Here is a 16,149-nt window from a genome sequence, read left to right as displayed (position 1 = left end):
CTCCTGAAGGTCCGGAGGCATCGATTGGCCGTGATCTGAGACCGTCCGGCGGGAAGCCGGCGTCTACCGACACACAGATCGCAGATCGCCGGGGATCGGGCCGCTCGGCGCCCTGAGGAACTGTGCGACAGCCTCGTCAGGGACCATTTTTGGTTTGTCCGTGACAGACCGCCAGTGACCGTCCGAAACCCCTAAAACCCCCTGTTTCGCTCCCCGCGTGCTCCCCGCACGCTCCCAAGGGGAGCCGAGAGGAGGACGAGATGGGTTTCATCGAACGACGCAACGGCAGCTACCGCGCCCGCTACCGCGACCCGCTCGGGCGCCAGCTCTCCGAGACCTTCTCGCGAAAGCTCGACGCCGGGCGTTTCCTCCGCGAGGTACAGGTCGACATCGAGCGCGGTCGGTGGCTCGACCCGCGCGGCGCCGAGCTGACGCTCACCGCGTGGTCCGAGGAGTTCCTCTCCATGGCACGACGGCTCGCGCCGACGACCCTGCAGACCTACCGACGGGACCTCGAGAAGTACATCCTCCCCCGCTTCGGTGCGTACCGGATTGGTCGCCTTCCCGCGGACGAGATCGAGAAATGGTTGATGGACGAGATCGACGCCGGCTACGCGCCGAGCTCGGTCCACCGCCACTACCGGACCTTCCGACGGATGCTCCAGGTCGCCGTCGTGAAGGAGAAGATCCTCAGCAATCCCTTCGAACGAGTTGAGCCGCCCCACGTCCCAGCGCGGGAGACGGTCTTTCTCCGCGCTGGCCCATCGGGCAACGGACGCGTTCGCCAAAGCGCGGAAGTCCGCGTGGACATCGACGAAGTCCGGCCGACCCCCGAACCGCCGGGACTCACGACGATGACCGCATTGCGACTCACGCATCGCCCGCCGCCGTGAACTTTGTATGCCATCTGGTGCGGCTTCCGCCTACGGTGCGCACATGGGGAGTCTCCGCAGAGCCGCTGCCGCGCTGTCAGTGGCGACGTCCTTGGCCACCGTCAGCTTGCTCCCTCCGACCGCGGCGCTCGCCGCGGTCGCGCAGTTTCGCTACGACCACGGTGAGCCGCTCAACAATCTGCGTGTGACGCCGGGCGCGATCTTCAACGTGATGACCACGACAATCTGCAGGTCGGGTTATGCGAGCAGCGTCCGCGACGTGACCGAATCCGAGAAGAGCCGGATCTACGCGGCGTACGGGATCACACATCACACAACCGACCAATATGAGATCGATCACCTGATTTCACTCGAGCTCGGAGGCAGCAACGCGATTGGCAACCTCTGGCCGGAGCTGAACGACCACCCGAAGGGATACCTGAATAGCAAGGACAAGCTCGAGAACCGCTTGCACGCCCTTGTCTGCAAGGGGAAGCTCGGCCTTCAGGGCGCCCAGAGGGCAATCGCCACCGATTGGGTCTCCGCGTACCACCAATACCTTGGCATGTGGCCGATCGGGCTCGCATCCCTTCCCGCGGCCAAGGCAGCGCCTTCCGGTGCCCCTACGTCGACTTCCACGACCAGGCCGCCAGCGACGACGGCTCACGGCTCCGCTGTGACGATCACATCTTTGAGCAATCCCGTCGTGCCAGGTGACGAGGCATCACTCACTGCACATTCCGCCAAGCCGAACGACAGTTGCACCCTGTCCGTGCGACTGCCAAGCGGTGCGGCGAGCGAGTCCAGCGGACTCGGAGCAGCGACGGCCAACGCGAGCGGGACCGCAACCTGGACGTGGAAGATCGGGGCGAGAACCGGCCCAGGGACCGCGCAGGCGTCGGTGAATTGCGGCGCCGGTTCTGCTTCCGCCATCTTCACCATCACCTGACGGCTCGTACGGGTGGAGCATGGCACTGGAGTGGTGCCCCCCCCCGATATTGGGTTCCGTGGAAAAAGGAGCCTAAAAGGAGCACATCGGGAGCCTTCGTGGCGAATCGGGAGCCTGTTCGGGAGCCTTCGTCGGTCGCGAAGCACAGTTCGGGAGCCTGTTAGGGAGCTTCATTTACGAAGATTCCTGCACGTGCTCCACCGTGGAGCCGTGAACGGCGGGTTGACCGCCCTGCCCGTTCGCCCGTTGCGGGAGGTCCGCAGTCGAGCGCCCACCTCCCCGTCCTCGCCGGAGGCAGCGATGCCCAACAGTCCCACCCAGTCTCTACAGCTTCAGTTCCCCGAGCTCGTCGACATCACGACCCTGGCAAAGCTGCGTGCGGGAGCGATACATCAGGCGCATGATCCAGGAGCGCCGCGTGCCGATCGTGTAGGTCGCGCGGCTCGTGCGCTTCGACCTCGCCCAGATCCGCGAGTGGATCGAGGAGCAACGCCGGCCGGGAGCTCCGTAGGCGTCATGCCGTGAGTTCGACCGCGACGCCCTCGGGGGTTATGTCGATGTGAAACTCCACCCCGAGCCCTCGAGAGAGGCGCACGAGCGTCTCGAGGTTCGGATTGTGGTCTCCGGACTCAAGCCGTGCGACCGCCGTCTGCTGCATTCCGAGCTGTCGTGCGACCGCCGTCTGGGAAAGGTCGAGCTCCGCTCGATACTGCGTCAGCCGGAGGGCGACTGCCCGTCCGAGCGCGAGCCACTCCCACTCCGCCCGGAAGGCCGGGTCGGCCTGCAGTCGCCGCGCAAGGGAGGTCGTGGAATCGACCGGCATTGGATCGGTCATATCAGCCCTCGCTCCCGCTGGTGCGGTCGAAAACGGCGGTTGGCCTGTCGGGCGCTGCGGCAGATGCTCTCGGTCGCTCCCACGCACTCCGGCGACGAGGCGGCGGCTCCATGCCGCTTGAACGGTCTATCCATTGGTGGTGAGGAACCGTCTCACAAACTCGCCCGCCGACATAATTGGGACCTCGTCATAGCTTCCGAGGTCCAGTAGGCCGCCGTCTCCGGTGACGATCGCGTCAACCCGAGCTTCGGCCGCGGCCTCGAGAACGCGGTTGTCCGGTTCGTCAGCCACGACGTTCAACGTCATCGTTGGCTCAACGATGACAGCGACCATGCGAACGCGTCCCATGATCGCGTCGGGTTCGGCGAAGACACGCGCCAACTTCGGATAACGGAGCACCCGATCGAGCTCCTCGAGAAGGGGCGGGCTCGACACGAGGAGCAGCTCGCCGGCGAGCACAGCGTCGATCACTACCCGAGGTGGCCCGGACCAGCCGAGGCCGGAGACCAGGGTGTTCGTGTCGAGGACGACGACGATCACAACTGACGGGCAGCCGCGATCGCCTCGTCGATCACCGTGGCCTCAAGCCCCGCCTTCTGAACGGCTGTCCGCGCGGCGTCGAGTGCATCAGCAAGCTCGGCGCGTGCCCGCTCGGTCGCTGCGAGCTTCATCTGCGCGTACTCGTCCCGGCTGACTAGCACCGCTAGCGCTTTGCCTCGCTTCGTCAGCGCCACGACGTCACCGGTGGTGGCGACCTCGTCGACGAGCCGACCGAGGGAGCTGCGCGCGTCCTCGATTCCGACGAATCGTTCCATCTGCGACCTCCAGGTCAACCGTAAGGTTACCCGGTAGGTAAAACTTCTGATCAGCGACGAGAGCGGGATGAACCGGAGAGTCGATGCGGCCGCACGCTCGGCGTGCAGCACTCAGTTCATGTCAACAATGGTTGACATGAACTGAGTGCTCGCTAAAGTTGCCGGTGTGACGACGCGACTGGCCGAGCAGCACGATCAGGTGAGCGTCGAGGTCGCGCTCGACGCCGACGACCTGCTCGTTCGCCTCCGCGGCCTCAAGGTTGCGGACCGTGCCGTCGAACGATGGCTCGCGCAAGCAGTCGGAGATGCGCGGAAGGCCGGCATTTCGTGGGCGGCTATCGGCGAGGCGCTCGGCGTCAGTCGCCAGGGAGCCTGGAAGCTCTACAACGCCGAGGTTCTTGAGGCGACGGCGGCATCCCAGGAGCGCTCCGCGCTCTCCGACGAGGAGGCGATGGAACTCGCCATCTCCGAGCTGCGAGCGCTTCGGACCGAACGGGGAAAGCGAGCGGCTTCGTAGGTGCGGGTCGTTCTCGACCCGAACGTCATCGTCTCCGCGTTGCTCTCCCGAGGGACGACGGCCGCCGTCTGGAAACGCTGGCTCGAAGACGACGCCTTCACACCGATCGTATGTCCAATGCTTCTGACGGAGCTCGAAGGCGTCCTCATGCGGGAGAAGTTCGCCACGAACGTCGGGGAAGCGACAACGCGTCTGACCATCGACCGGTTGAGGACCGACGCCGCCCCGGCCGATGACCCCGTCGCCGTGTCGGGCGTCACGAACGATCCGAACGACGACTATCTCGTCGCGCTTGCTCGGGAGAGCGGCGCCGACGGCATCGTGTCAGGCGACCCGCACCTCCGGAACGCGAACGACTTGGGCATCCCGGTGTTCACGCCGGCGGAATTCCTTGACCTGCTCGGCAGGCCAACTGAATAGGCGACGGTCGCTCCCAGAAGGTTGATGAAGTGGCATTCACCAGGTATTAGGCAATCAGTACGGTCCTGCAAAGCCCTGTGCAGCGGTTCGATTCCGCTCGCCGCCTCCAGAAATTCGTACCGACGGGGTGCTCACCGCAATCCGCGCCACCACACGAGCTCGCCGGGAGTGCCCGGCGGGGACCCCTCTTGGTAGACGAACGCGGACATCACCAGGATTCGCGTGCCGTGCGCATCGCGAACGATCGTGCAGCGGATCACCCCGATCGACAGCCCCGAGCCTCGTGGCGTGGTGACCGGCACCGGCACCGCGACGCTCGTCGACAGGTCGTACGCGTAGAGGCCCCAGGAGCTCCAGTCGTGCTTGTCCTGCTGCCCACCCACGAGCTCGAGGGGGACGCCGTCGATCTTCACCGCATCCCGGTCACCAATGCTGCCGTGCACGCCGGTGTGCTCGATCGCAGCGTCCAGCTCGACATTGGGTCGCTCAGTCCAGACCGCGAAGTTCACCAGGAGGCCGATTCCGTTGCGATCGACGCCGTGACCGACGTTGTAGTGGAAGCCGATGGCGATCCGGGAACTCGCCAGCCTTCCGTGCAGCTCGACCGACTCGATCGTGGGCGTGCCCTCGTTGTAGCGCGACAGGATGCGCGGCAGCGCGATCTCGCGGTCGGGACGCGCCGCCATGAGCTGGCGGAGCCCGGCGAAGTGCTCGAGCTCGATCTGGCTGTCGCCGTTGGGCGCGGCGAGCTCGAAGGCGACAAGGTAGCCACCGTCGACGTAGGTGATGGTCGGCATCGAGCCGTGCAGGCTCAGGATCGGCCCGGCGTGCCAGTACGCGAGATGGTCGCTCACCGCGAGGCGCGTGACGAAGGAGTTGCCAGGGCCCACGCTGTCGAAGACGCCGAGGTATCGGCCCGGTCGCGGCGCCTGGATGACCTTCAGGGCGTCGAGCGGGAGCCCCTCGACGCTCCGGGCGTTGTAGACGACGCCGCTCGCCGTATTGAGGTCGCCGATCAGCTGGACGATCGCTCTTGGCTGAGCGGCGGCAGCCCGCGGCACTGCGAGCAGGCCGGTCGCGCCGAGAAAGCACGCGACGGCGAGGATGCACGTGGGCAGAGCAGGCTTCCTCAGTGGACCCACCGAACTGATCGAGCGATTCCGGCCCGCGCACCGGGCCTCGCCACTGTGCTCATGCCCCTGAGGGGGCCGTCCAAACCTCAGAATCGGGAGCATTCGTATTGTGCAGTGCAATACCGACGGCAGGGCTGCACCGGGCCGGCAGCCGTCGTTTCCAGGGATTCGAGGAGGGTGAATGCCTACGACACCGATCTCCCGCTGGGTGGTCGATCCCGGCAGTGAGGTACACCTCTCGGACCCCGATGCCGCCGCCACGCCGGCAGCACCGGGCGGCCGGAAGGCGACGGAGGAGGCGACCGCACCCCTCCATGAACTGCTCTTCGGCCTCCAGGAGCGCCTCTACGCCGAGGGCCGGCGGTCACTCCTCGTCGTGCTGCAGGGGATCGACGCCTCCGGCAAGGACGGGACCGTCTCGCACGTCTTCCGCGGCCTGAACCCGCTCGGGGCCAAGGTCGCGGCCTTCAAGGAGCCGAGCGGGGAGGCGCTCGGCCACGACTTCCTGTGGCGGGTGCACCCGCATGCGCCGGCACGCGGCGAGCTCGCGATCTTCAATCGCTCCCACTACGAGGACGTCCTCGTGGCCCGCGTCCACGAGCTCGTCCCGGAGGCCGTCTGGCGCGCCCGCTACGGCCACGTCAACGCCTTCGAGGAGCTCCTCGCCGAGTCCAGGACGACGGTAGTGAAGTGCTTCCTCCACGTCTCCAAGGACGAACAACTGCGGCCTCGAAGAGCGCGTGGGCGACCCCACCAAGCAGTGGAAGATCCAACGTTCCGACTTCGCCGAGCGCGAGCGCTGGGAGGACTACCGCGCCGCCTTCGAGGAGATGCTGCAGCGAACCTCCACCGAGCGCGCCCCCTGGTACCTGATCCCGGCCGACCACAAGTGGTACCGCAACTGGGTCGTCTCGAACATCCTCATCGGGGTCCTCGGTGGGCTCGATCCGCAGTACCCGGCGCAGCGCCCCGGGGTGGTCCAAGGGCGCGAGTGACGCGCCCGTCGACGGCGATTGGCAGACCCCCGCTCCCCGCCCGCCCGGGTACCGTCTCGTCGGGCCGAGCACGCGATGAGGAGAGCGCATGAGGTTCGCCTTCACCCGCACCGCCGCCGCCGCCGGCCCGCTCCGCGGAGCACGCGCCCGCGCCGGCCGCGGGGCGACCGTCGGCTCGGGAAGCAGGGGGGCCGTCCCCGCCGCGCGCCCGGCGGAAACGCCCCCCGCCGCGGCCCCACCGTGTGCGAGGTTGCCCCGCAGCGTACGTCGGTGAGCGCGCAGCTCGAGGTACGCGGCCTGACGAGGCGCTACGGTGACCTCACCGCCCTCGACGACCTCACCTTCGAGGTCCCCTCGGGTCAGGTCGTCGGCTTCCTCGGACCGAACGGCGCCGGCAAGACGACGACGATGCGGGTGATCTTCGGCCTCGTCGAGGCCGACCGGGGAGAGGTCCTCTGGAACGGCGCGGCGATCGGCCAGCGCGAGCGGCGGCGCTTCGGCTACATGCCCGAGGAGCGCGGCCTCTACCCGAACATGCTCGTCCGCGAGCAGGTCGAGTACCTCGGACGGCTGCACGGGATGGACAGCCAGGCTGCAGCGGCGGCGAGTGGTCGATGGCTCGAGCGCCTCGGGATCGCGGACCGCGCGACGAGCAGGGTCGACGCCCTCTCGCACGGGAACCAGCAGCGCGTGCAGCTCGCCGCCGCGCTCGTGCACGAGCCCGAGCTCATCGTCCTCGACGAGCCGCTCGCGGGCCTCGACCCGACCGGAATCGATGCGATCGGCGGCGTCCTCAGCGAGCAGGCGCGCGCCGGGAGCGGCGTGCTCTTCTCCAGCCACCAGCTCGACCAGGTGGAGGACCTCTGCGAGTCGGTGATCATCATCGACCACGGCCGTCTCGTCGCGAGCGGCGGTGTCGACGAGCTCGAGACCGGGGGCGGCAACCGCCTCGTCGTCCGGGTGGAGGGCGACCGGGAGGCGAGATGGGCCCGGCAGCTGCCCGGCGTCACCGTCTCGGAGGTCGCCGGCGGCGCGGCGCGCCTCGTCCTCGCCGAGGGCGCAGACAGCCAGCAGGTGCTGCACGCGGCCGAGCGCGCGGGCGCGGTGACGGAGTTCCGCTTCGAGCGTCGGCGCCTCTCCGAGGTCTTCCGTGAGGCGCTCGCATGAAACGGCTGATCCCGCTCGCCGTGCTGGCCGTGCTGCTCGTCGCGCGCGCCCTGCGCCACCTTTGCCGCGGCGAGCGTCCCACCAAGGCGCCGCGGGGCCCGTCGGCGGCGCGTCGCTTCGTCGAGACCCACCTCGGCGACGTCGGCCTCGTCGCCGCGCGCGAGTTCCGCGAGCGGACGCGGGGCCGGATCTACCGGGTGGGCACGCTCGTCATCCTCGCCGCCGTCGCGGCCGCAGTGATCATCCCGGCGCTCAACAAGTCGAGCTCGGCGCCGGCGCGGGCGGGCGTCGGGGTGATCGGCACGCTCGACGCTCCGCTGCGCAGCGCGATCACCGCGGCGGCGCGCGAGGTCCCGCTCACCGCACACGTCGTCGCCGAGCCGAGCCTCGCGACGGCCGAGGCGGCGCTGCGCGCCGGGACGCTCGACGCGATGATCGTCGACGGCCGGCGGATCGTCGTCCAGCAGGGGATCTCCGCGACGGACAGCTCCGACGACGCGCAGCTCGCGCACGCGCTGGCGACGACCCTCAGCACGCGCGCCACCCTGAACGCCGCGCAGCTCTCACCCGCGCAGCTCGCCCGCCTCACCCATCCCGTCCGGATCCCCGTGACGGGGCTGGAGGCGGCCGCGAGGCCGGCTGAGGTGCACGCGACGACGATCATCGGGCTGATCCTGTTGTTCGTGCTGCTCTCGCAGTACAGCGCGTGGATCCTGATCGGTGTCGCCGAGGAGAAGTCGAGCCGCGTGGTCGAGGTGCTGCTCGCGACGGTGCGGGCGATCCACCTGCTCACCGGGAAGGTCCTCGGCATCGGCGCCGCCGCCCTCGCGCAGGCGACCGTCGTCGTCGGCTTCGCGCTCGTGCTCGCGAAGATCTTCGGCTCCGACATCTTGAAGGGGGCGGCGCCGCTCGACCTCGTGAGCTCGCTCGCCTGGCTGGTGCTCGGCTACGCCTTCTACTGCTGGGTCTATGCCGCCGCCGGCTCGCTGACCGAGCGCCAGTCCCAGCTGCAGAGCATGAGCTTCCCCCTCGCCCTGCCGATGCTCTTCGGCTACATCGTCTCGATCACGACGGCCTCCTCGGGCAACGCCTCGACGTTCTTCAAGGTGCTCGCCTACCTGCCACCGACGGCGCCGTTCGCGATGCCCGTGCTGGTCGGCCTCGGCCAGGCGACGTGGTGGGGCTTCCTCCTCGCGGTCGCGCTCTCCCTCGCGGCCACGGTCGGCGTCGCGCAGGTGGCCGCGGGGATCTACCGGCGGGCGATCCTGCGGACCGGGCAGCGGGTGCGGATCCGCGAGGTGCTGCGCGCCGACCACTGACCGCCCCCTACTGGGGCGTGCCCCGGCTACCAGGCGGAGCGCGGTCGGCGCGACGCCACCGCCGCCCCGACCCTGCCGCGCACGCGGCGGTAGCGTGGGCCATGGACCTGCGCATCTTCACCGAGCCCCAGCAGGGCGCCTCCTACGCGGACCTTCTCGCCGTCGCCCTCGCCGCCGAACGCCTCGGCTTCAGCGCCTTCTTCCGCTCCGACCACTTCTTGAAGATGGGCTCGGCGAGCGGCCTCCCCGAGTACACCGACGCCTGGACGACCCTCGCCGGCCTCGCGCGCGACACGACCACGATCCGCCTCGGGACCCTCGTCACCCCGGTCACCTTCCGGGCGATCGGCACCTTCCCCGCGATCGCCGCGCAGGTCGACCACATGAGCTCGGGACGCCTCGAGATTGGCCTCGGCGCCGGCTGGTACGAGGCCGAGCACGAGGCCTACGGCCTTGCCTTCCCCTCCCCCGCCGCCCGGTACGACCTGCTGGAGGACCAGCTCGCGATCCTCGAGGGCGTCTGGTCCGCGGCGCCCGGCGCCGTCTTCGAGCACGCCGGCCACACCGTGCACGTGCGCCTCGAGGCGGATCCGCTCCGCCCGGCGCAGCGCCCCCGACCGCCGCTCATCATGGGCGGGCGCGGCGGTCCCCGCAACGCCGGCCTCGCGGCGCGCCACGCCGACGAGTTCAACGTCGCCTTCGCCTCCGTGGAGACGACGCGCGAGCGCCACGACTCGGTGCGCGCAGCCTGTGCCGCGGCGAGGCGCGACCCCGCATCGATGGTCTGGTCGGTGGGGCAGGTGCTCTGCTGCGGGGAGAACGAGTCCGAGGTCGCCCGGCGCGCCGCGGCGATCGGGCGCGACCCGAAGGAGCTGCGGGAGAAGGGCCTCGCCGGCACGCCCGACGAGATCGTCGATCGGCTCGGCACCTTCACCGAGGCCGGCTCGAGCCGCTGCTACCTGCAGGTCCTCGATCTCTCGGACCTCGACCACCTACAGCTCGTCGCGGAGCGCGTCGCCCCCGCGCTCACCTAATAAGACACCTCCCGGCCGAGCGCCGGGCCCTGGCTCAGCTGCCAGGGTGGTGCTCGAGGGCGGCCTCCTCGAGGCGCCGCAGGTTCGGCGGCCGCTCGTGACGGGGCACGTTGCGGTCGTACTCCCCGAGCAGCTCGCCCCAGAGCACCCGCAGGCGATCGCCGTCCGCCGCGACGGCGCGCTGCGCGGTCCGCCACAGCCGCAGCGAGACCATCAGGTGGCGGGGGCGCCCCGTCCCGATCGAGGCGAGGATCAGCGGCCAGAGCCGCTGTCGCTCGTCGTCGTCGAGTGCGTCGTTGGTCGCGCGCGCCACCCTCGCGATGACCGGGTGCACCGCACGGGGGTGATCGGTCCACGGCTCGCCGGCGAGCCAGGCGGCCGCCTCCATCGCGCAGATGCCGGGCTCACCGCTGCCATGGCTGCCGCGTTCGAGGGTCGGCAGGCGATCGGGGAAAGCCTCCATCGGACCGGTGCGGTTCTGCTCCATCGCTGCCTCCGACTGTCCATGCGCCGCCGCGGGCGGTTGTCGGGGGCCCGTGCCAGCCTCGTCGGTGGCTCGCCCCACGACCCTTCTGACCGCCGCCTACCCCGGCCGTCGGCCGCCCAAACATGGGCCCGCGGGCCTCGCGAAGATGACCTCCGGGCGCGGGCGCGGCGCCGCGGGGAGGAGGTCGGTGGCGCCGGCGTCGTTCAGCGGGCGGCAACCTCGAGGGTGAACCAGACCGCCTTGCCGAGCTCCTGCGGGCTGTGCTCGACCCCCCAGGCGCTCGCCATGGTGCGGACGATCTGCAGGCCGCGACCGTGCGCCTCGGTCGCCTGCGGCGAACGCACCTCCGGCCCGCCCGGGCCGCTGTCGGCGACCCGCACCGTGACCCGCGAGCCGTCGCGCTCGATGCGCACCTCGAAGTCGCTGCCGGCGTGGACGATCGCGTTCGTCGCGAGCTCCGAGACGGCGAGGGCGGCGTCGGCGCAGAGCTCGCCGGGGAGGTCGCCGAGCACCTCCGCGACAAAGGCGCGGGCGGCGGCGACCGAGGAGGGTACGGAGGCAAAGCGCCGGCTGGCCGGCAGCGCCCTCGGGTCGCTCACGAGAGCCACCGGATGCCGAGCACGGCCGTGTCGTCGTCCGCCCGCCCGCCGCTCAGCTCCTCGACCAGCGAGCCGACCAGCCCGTCGATCGACTCCGCCCCCGCGCTCACGCGGGCGCGAACGCGTTCCAGCCCCTCGTCGAGGATCTCGCCGCGGCGCTCGACGAGGCCGTCGGTGAAGAGCACGAGCGTCATCCCGGCGGTGATCGGCAGCGTGACGATGGCGTAGTCCTCCGAGCCGAGGCCGATCGGCACCCCCGTCGGCACCTTCACGAAACCCACCACGCCGTCGCGGTCGAGCACCGGGTCGAGGTGGCCGGCGCTCGCGAGCACGAGCTCGCGTCGGTCCAGGTCCGCGTGGCCGACGAGCACCGTCGCGAAGTGCTGGTCGCTGTCGATCGAGAGCTCTCGCGCGGCGATCTTCAAGATGCTCGCCGGGTCCTGCCCGAGGCGGGCGAGCGTGCGCGTCGTGTAGCGGAGCGACGCCATCACCGCCGCGGCCATGATGCCGTGGCCCGACACGTCGCCGATCACGAAGGTGAAGTGCCGGTCGTCGACCGCGATCGCCGAGTACCAGTCACCGCCGATCTCCACGCCGGTCGAACCAGGGATGTAGCGCGCCGCCAGCTCCACCCCCTCGATCTCGGGGAGGACCTTCGGGAGGAGGGAGCGCTGCAGCGTCACGGAGACGTTGCGCTGCTCGCGGTACAGGGCGCGGTTGGCGACGGCGAGGTCCTCGGCGTGGCGCTGGCGGCGGACGAGGCGCTCGGTCATCGCCGCGATGCCGACCGAGAAGAGCGCGCCGACGGCGAGGATCCCCCACGGCAGGAACTCCGCCCAGCTCCCCGCGAGCGAGCCCTTCGAGGAGGCGACCAGGGTGAGCACGTGGTTGCCGAAGGGGACGGTGGTGCGCGACGTCGTGCCCGCGAGCGGCACCTGCGCGACCGTCGCCTCGAGGAGCGCCGGGCTGGCCGTGGTGTTCCCGAAGTAGATGGCGATGTTCAGGCCCGCGTCCGGCGAGGAGGCGGGAACGACGACCCGGCGGTCCGCGGGGAGGGCTTCGGCGGCGGTGACGACGTAGGCGCTGTCGCCCATCCCGCGGGCGGCCATCAGGAGGACGAGGCGCTGCTGGCGGGGCGTGACCGCGCGGGCGACGATGAGCGAGTTGGTCTTCGCGGCGAGGGTGTCGTTGGCGAGCGCGGCCGCGGAGTTGGGGTCGCCGATCACCGGCACGCCGAGGTGTGCGAGGACGGCCGCACGGCCGCCCTTCAACAGCACCAGCGACGAGGTGATGAAGGGCCCCTTCGGCGCGAGCGAGGGCGCGATCACCGTGCGGAAGGTCGCCACCGGGTCGTCGGCGATCGCCGCCAGGCCGGCGGCCTGGCCGAGACGGCGCTCCAGGTCGACCTGCGCTCCCCCGAGCGCGGAGCCCGTGAGCTGGGTCTCGAGCCCGGTCAGTCGCTGCTCGTTGTGGACGTAGCCCACCCGCGAGCTCACGGTGAGCAGGACGGTGACGATTGCCCCGAAGAGCAGGACCACGAGCGCCGCCCGCGAGGCGCCACCCTCCCGGCGGCGGCGCGCCGCGAGGGTGGGGACGCCACCGGTATCGGCCTCGAGCATCGCCCCCCGCGCTTCGGTCATGGTCATCACCGACCGGTCCCCAAGTCCGGGCCGCGCGGAGATGGGCTCCCCGCCTCGCCCAGGGAGCCGCGGTGAGCAGGCACCTTAATCAACAACGCCCGGCCCGTTCCCCCGTGGTGCGGTCGTGGCGCGGCGTGGGCGACCCGCCGCTCGGGGTTGCGGGCCTGCCCCGCCGGCGTCCGCGATAATCGGCGTCGTGGCCTACGACGAGGAGCTGGCGGAGCGGATCCGGGAGCTCGTGAGCTCGGAGGCAGCGCTCAGTGAGAAGAAGATGTTCGGTGGCCTCGCCTTCCTCGTCGGCGGGAACATGGCCCTCGCCGCGAGCGGCCAGGGAGGGCTGCTCGTGCGCGTGGACCCGGCGGCCAGCGAATCGCTGGTGCAGGAGAGCGCCGCCGAGGTCGCCGTGATGCGGGGGCGGCCAATGGCCGGCTGGCTGCGCCTGGCCGCCGCCGACGTCGCGAGCGCGGCGGAGCTCCGCGTCTGGGTCGACCGAGGGACGGCCTTCGCCCGCTCGCTCCCTCCGAGATAGCGCTCTGCCGCCCGCGGGGCGCGCACCGCGGAGCCCGCCGCGAGCGGCGGGCAGGTGCAAGGGCTCGCCCTCCGCCGGGCCTGCGATCGCCGTCACCAGCTGCGCTTTACCCGCCGAGGTGTGCGCTCCAACCGGAGGAGCCACCACGGCGGCCCCGGCGACGGGAAAACGGGCCTGCCTCCGCACCAGACCGCCTCGCGGCGGCAGCGGCGCGCCGGGCGATCGGCCACCTGACTGGGAGCGGCCCGTCCGGGGTATTGGCGTGCCATGACTCGACCGCGCACCGCCACGGAGGCCTCGGCCGCTCCCGAACAAGACGTGCCCGTCTGCGGTGCACCTCGGCCGGAGGAGAACGACGACGGGGGGGTCCTGCCCCGCGTCCCCGGTTCCCCCGCCGCCGACTGGGAGGGCGAGCGGCCGGAGGACCAGACCGACGGCTGACGGCCCGCTCGCCCGTTGAGCAGCGGTGCGCACCGCTGCGGCCCGCGACCGACCCTGCGTCGAACACCCCAGCGGGCCGGCTCAGCGACGCGCTCGCCCGCGGCGGGGATCGAGGAGCCGGCGGCCGACGAGACGGTCAAGACTGCGATCGAGGAGTGCGACGAACGGGGTGACGAAGAGGAGACCGGCGCCCTGGGGGACGTGCGGATGGGGGCGGGTGGGCGTGAAGCGCCGCGCCCGCGCCGCCCACGTGCCGCGGATCTGCAGCGCGGTCTCGGGCTCGTGCCCCTCGACCGCCGGGAAGACGAGCGCCTCCTCGTGGTGGAGGTGGCGCTCGAGCGCCTCCCCGAGCGCCTGCAGCTCGGCGGGGAGGTGGCGACGGCGGCGGTACCAACGCAGGCTGCGGCGCAGGCCGACGAGTCGCGAGGTGAGCGCCCGCTCCTCGGCAAGCAGGTCACGGCGGAGCGAGCGGCCCGCCTCCAGCTGGTGGAGGAGCGGGTGGAGGAGCTCTTCTTCGACCGTCTCGTGCGCGACTACGTCGGCGATCAACTGATCGACGCCGCGGCGGGTGGGGGTCGGGGCGACGCGCAGTGCCCGGAGTGCCGAGCGCAGTTGCTCGTGCTCGACGTGCATCACCGCGACGACGTCCGGCCCGTGCCGCCCGAACGGCGGCGCCGGCGCATCGACGCTCGGCGCAGCACCGGCGACCGTGCGGCGTTCGTTCAACGGTGCTCCCCTCGCGTGGCGCGGCTGGCCCTGTCCCTCACGTACCCGGGAGCGGGGGCGCGGTAACGCCCGGACCTCCGCGGCGCCCGTCGGCCGCCGACGGCGCCGGGACGCACAGACCGCCCGCGCAAAGGCACCGCCGAGCCGTGCGAAGCGCTCTCGTCAGTCGACGATGAGGATCGCCTCGGGGGGGCAGCGCAGCGCCGCGTTGTCGACCTGGGCGCGATAGGACTCGGGGATGTCGTCCATCAACAGGTAGGCGAGCCCGTCGTCGCGGAGCTCGAAGACGTCGGGAGCGGCGTCGACGCACTGCCCGTGGCCCTCGCAGAGCTCGAGATTGATGATGACGTGCATCGAACCTCCCGGTTCTCGTAACGGCCGGGCCCACCGGGGCGCCCTGCCGGGTCAGTGGCGGCTGCGCCAGAGGTGCGGGTCGGTGCCGTGCGAGCGGAAGAGCTCGGCGATGCCCTCCCAGTACAGCTGGGGGTCGACGTCGAGCACCTCACCGTCCTCGGAGCGGGCGATGACGAGCTCGCCCCAGCTGCCGGGGATCGATTCGCTGCGGGCGCTGTCCTCCCTCTCGAGGGCCTTGATCTCGACCATCTCGTTGAGGAAGTCGGTGAGCAGCTCCGGGTTGGCCGGCCACGCCTTCACCACGGTCTCGGTGCTCTCCTCGACGGCGAGGAGCGCACCCTCACCCTCGGCGCCGTGGCGCCACTCGATCCGTACCGGCATTGGCACTCCTAGAAGAAGGTGTTGATGACCTTCGCCAAGAGGACGTTCTGCGCGAGGAGGATCTTGCGCTTCACGATCTTGAAGGAGGTGTTCGAGTCACGCCGGAGCAGGTCGTACCGACGCCCGACGAACATCTGGACCTCATCGGCGAGGCGGTTCTGGTAGACGAAGAACTTGCTGTTCGCCTGGACCTCCGGGCCGTCGACGGAGACGACCTCCACGTTGGAGATGAGGTGCTCGAAACGCGACACCGGCTCCTCGGCCCAGTGCACGCCGGTGTCGATCTGGCGGACGCGGCCCGTGAGGATGTCCTTGCCCTCGTCGAAGTAGGAGATCTCCTTGTCGGGGTCGGAGAACTCGAGCTCCCAGTCGCCGAACTTCACGTTGCGGCGGATGGGCATGAAGTAGTGGATCTCCTCCGCGAGCAGCTCCAACCACTCCTTCAGGCGGCGCTCATCGAGGAGGCGTGCCTCGAGGTAGTAGAACTGCTCGACCTCCTTGGCGAGGAGCAGCCGGTTGAGCAGCTCCTCCTGGGTGCCCTGCACCTCGGTCATTCGTCGTCCTCCACTACGTCGTTCACTTCGGTGTAGAAGACCGTCTCCTCGGTGCCGACCCGGCTCGGGTCCTTCGGTGAGTCGACGATCCTCAGGATCACGATCGCGCCGTCGTGGGCGTTGGCGATGATCTCGCCCACGGCGCCGTCGGCGAGCGAGAGCTTCACGCCCTCGGGCAGGTCGCGGAAGACCTCCGCGCCGTGCACTCCCGTCAGGTCGTACTTGGCCGACATCTCGCCCCCTACCAGATCCGGTGGTTCACGGTCTGGTTGACCGGGTAGAGGTCGTCCCAGCTCTCGGCCTCCATGAAGGCGAGCCAACGGCTGAAGCGGGCACGTTGCGCTTCCTCGGTGCGGCTGTCGTTGAAGACGAGGACCCCTGC

At 70.5% G+C, this 16,149-nt stretch carries 22 protein-coding genes; 9 read left to right on the top strand and 13 right to left on the bottom strand.

The window, feature by feature from the left end; translation table 11 throughout:
- Positions 1–260: 260 nt before the first annotated feature.
- Positions 261–893: a site-specific integrase gene (locus VNF07_12860; GenBank protein ID HVB07129.1), complete on the top strand. Its 633-nt coding sequence runs from the start codon at positions 261–263 to the stop codon at positions 891–893.
- 91 nt (positions 894–984) lie between these two features.
- Complete coding sequence (locus tag VNF07_12855; GenBank protein HVB07128.1) at positions 985–1,821, top strand: hypothetical protein; 837 nt, start codon at positions 985–987, stop codon at positions 1,819–1,821.
- A gap of 514 nt (positions 1,822–2,335) precedes the next feature.
- Here VNF07_12855 and VNF07_12850 read toward each other — a convergent pair.
- The 3 genes from VNF07_12850 to VNF07_12840 form a co-directional block, all read right to left on the bottom strand.
- Positions 2,336–2,644: a helix-turn-helix transcriptional regulator gene (locus VNF07_12850; protein ID HVB07127.1), complete on the bottom strand. Its 309-nt coding sequence runs from the start codon at positions 2,642–2,644 to the stop codon at positions 2,336–2,338.
- Positions 2,645–2,782: 138 nt separating this feature from the next.
- A complete protein-coding gene (locus VNF07_12845) occupies positions 2,783–3,196 on the bottom strand; it encodes a putative toxin-antitoxin system toxin component, PIN family (GenBank protein ID HVB07126.1) in 414 nt (137 codons plus the stop codon).
- Positions 3,193–3,582, bottom strand: a complete 390-nt coding sequence (locus VNF07_12840; protein ID HVB07125.1) for a type II toxin-antitoxin system Phd/YefM family antitoxin — start codon at positions 3,580–3,582, stop codon at positions 3,193–3,195. The genes VNF07_12845 and VNF07_12840 overlap by 4 nt, the downstream gene beginning before the upstream one ends.
- An 88-nt stretch (positions 3,583–3,670) precedes the next feature.
- On the opposite strand from VNF07_12840, the gene VNF07_12835 reads away from it, so the two are divergent.
- Both VNF07_12835 and VNF07_12830 read left to right on the top strand, forming a co-directional pair.
- Positions 3,671–3,988 carry a hypothetical protein gene (locus VNF07_12835; GenBank protein HVB07124.1) on the top strand — a complete coding sequence of 106 codons (318 nt, stop codon included), beginning with the start codon at positions 3,671–3,673 and terminating at the stop codon, positions 3,986–3,988.
- On the top strand, positions 3,989–4,408 hold the full coding sequence (locus tag VNF07_12830) for a putative toxin-antitoxin system toxin component, PIN family (protein ID HVB07123.1): 420 nt from the start codon (positions 3,989–3,991) through the stop codon (positions 4,406–4,408).
- Positions 4,409–4,539: 131 nt separating this feature from the next.
- On the opposite strand, the gene VNF07_12825 is transcribed toward VNF07_12830, so the two are convergent.
- Positions 4,540–5,550 (bottom strand): hypothetical protein, encoded by a 1,011-nt coding sequence (locus VNF07_12825; protein HVB07122.1) that lies wholly within the window; start codon positions 5,548–5,550, stop codon positions 4,540–4,542.
- A 355-nt stretch (positions 5,551–5,905) separates the two neighbouring features.
- A complete protein-coding gene (locus tag VNF07_12820) occupies positions 5,906–6,262 on the bottom strand; it encodes a hypothetical protein (GenBank protein HVB07121.1) in 357 nt (118 codons plus the stop codon).
- A 19-nt stretch (positions 6,263–6,281) separates the two neighbouring features.
- Here VNF07_12820 and VNF07_12815 point away from each other — a divergent pair, with 19 nt between their 5' ends.
- The 4 genes from VNF07_12815 to VNF07_12800 all read left to right on the top strand — a co-directional run bounded on the left by VNF07_12815 (position 6,282) and on the right by VNF07_12800 (position 10,056).
- Positions 6,282–6,536 (top strand): hypothetical protein, encoded by a 255-nt coding sequence (locus VNF07_12815; protein ID HVB07120.1) that lies wholly within the window; start codon positions 6,282–6,284, stop codon positions 6,534–6,536.
- A 270-nt stretch (positions 6,537–6,806) separates the two neighbouring features.
- A complete protein-coding gene (locus VNF07_12810) occupies positions 6,807–7,703 on the top strand; it encodes an ATP-binding cassette domain-containing protein (protein ID HVB07119.1) in 897 nt (298 codons plus the stop codon).
- Positions 7,700–9,022 carry an ABC transporter permease gene (locus tag VNF07_12805; protein ID HVB07118.1) on the top strand — a complete coding sequence of 441 codons (1,323 nt, stop codon included), beginning with the start codon at positions 7,700–7,702 and terminating at the stop codon, positions 9,020–9,022. Before VNF07_12810 ends, VNF07_12805 begins: the two co-directional genes overlap by 4 nt.
- 101 nt (positions 9,023–9,123) lie before the next feature.
- Positions 9,124–10,056, top strand: a complete 933-nt coding sequence (locus VNF07_12800; protein ID HVB07117.1) for an LLM class flavin-dependent oxidoreductase — start codon at positions 9,124–9,126, stop codon at positions 10,054–10,056.
- Positions 10,057–10,090: 34 nt separating this feature from the next.
- Here the strand turns inward: VNF07_12800 and VNF07_12795 are convergent, their stop codons facing one another.
- The 3 genes from VNF07_12795 to VNF07_12785 all read right to left on the bottom strand — a co-directional run bounded on the left by VNF07_12795 (position 10,091) and on the right by VNF07_12785 (position 12,788).
- On the bottom strand, positions 10,091–10,543 hold the full coding sequence (locus VNF07_12795; GenBank protein ID HVB07116.1) for a hypothetical protein: 453 nt from the start codon (positions 10,541–10,543) through the stop codon (positions 10,091–10,093).
- 203 nt (positions 10,544–10,746) lie between these two features.
- Complete coding sequence (locus VNF07_12790) at positions 10,747–11,142, bottom strand: ATP-binding protein (GenBank protein HVB07115.1); 396 nt, start codon at positions 11,140–11,142, stop codon at positions 10,747–10,749.
- The gene (locus VNF07_12785; GenBank protein HVB07114.1) at positions 11,139–12,788 is read right to left on the bottom strand and encodes a PP2C family protein-serine/threonine phosphatase; all 1,650 of its coding nucleotides are present in this window, start codon (positions 12,786–12,788) and stop codon (positions 11,139–11,141) included. Before VNF07_12785 ends, VNF07_12790 begins: the two co-directional genes overlap by 4 nt.
- A gap of 190 nt (positions 12,789–12,978) precedes the next feature.
- Here VNF07_12785 and VNF07_12780 point away from each other — a divergent pair, with 190 nt between their 5' ends.
- Positions 12,979–13,311, top strand: a complete 333-nt coding sequence (locus VNF07_12780; GenBank protein HVB07113.1) for a TfoX/Sxy family protein — start codon at positions 12,979–12,981, stop codon at positions 13,309–13,311.
- A 522-nt stretch (positions 13,312–13,833) separates the two neighbouring features.
- Here the strand turns inward: VNF07_12780 and VNF07_12775 are convergent.
- From VNF07_12775 to VNF07_12755, 5 genes are all read right to left on the bottom strand, one after another.
- Complete coding sequence (locus VNF07_12775; protein HVB07112.1) at positions 13,834–14,478, bottom strand: hemerythrin domain-containing protein; 645 nt, start codon at positions 14,476–14,478, stop codon at positions 13,834–13,836.
- A gap of 162 nt (positions 14,479–14,640) precedes the next feature.
- Positions 14,641–14,832: a ferredoxin gene (locus VNF07_12770; GenBank protein ID HVB07111.1), complete on the bottom strand. Its 192-nt coding sequence runs from the start codon at positions 14,830–14,832 to the stop codon at positions 14,641–14,643.
- Between the two features lie 51 nt (positions 14,833–14,883).
- Complete coding sequence (locus VNF07_12765) at positions 14,884–15,213, bottom strand: hypothetical protein (protein HVB07110.1); 330 nt, start codon at positions 15,211–15,213, stop codon at positions 14,884–14,886.
- An 8-nt stretch (positions 15,214–15,221) separates the two neighbouring features.
- On the bottom strand, positions 15,222–15,767 hold the full coding sequence (locus tag VNF07_12760; GenBank protein HVB07109.1) for a 3-phenylpropionate/cinnamic acid dioxygenase subunit beta: 546 nt from the start codon (positions 15,765–15,767) through the stop codon (positions 15,222–15,224).
- Positions 15,764–16,000 (bottom strand): hypothetical protein, encoded by a 237-nt coding sequence (locus tag VNF07_12755; GenBank protein ID HVB07108.1) that lies wholly within the window; start codon positions 15,998–16,000, stop codon positions 15,764–15,766. Before VNF07_12755 ends, VNF07_12760 begins: the two co-directional genes overlap by 4 nt.
- Between the last annotated feature and the right edge of the window lie 149 nt (positions 16,001–16,149).

Source organism: Acidimicrobiales bacterium (assembly GCA_035533595.1).
Taxonomy (GTDB): domain Bacteria; phylum Actinomycetota; class Acidimicrobiia; order Acidimicrobiales; family Bog-793; genus DATLTN01.
This window is presented reverse-complemented; position numbering and strand designations above follow the sequence as displayed.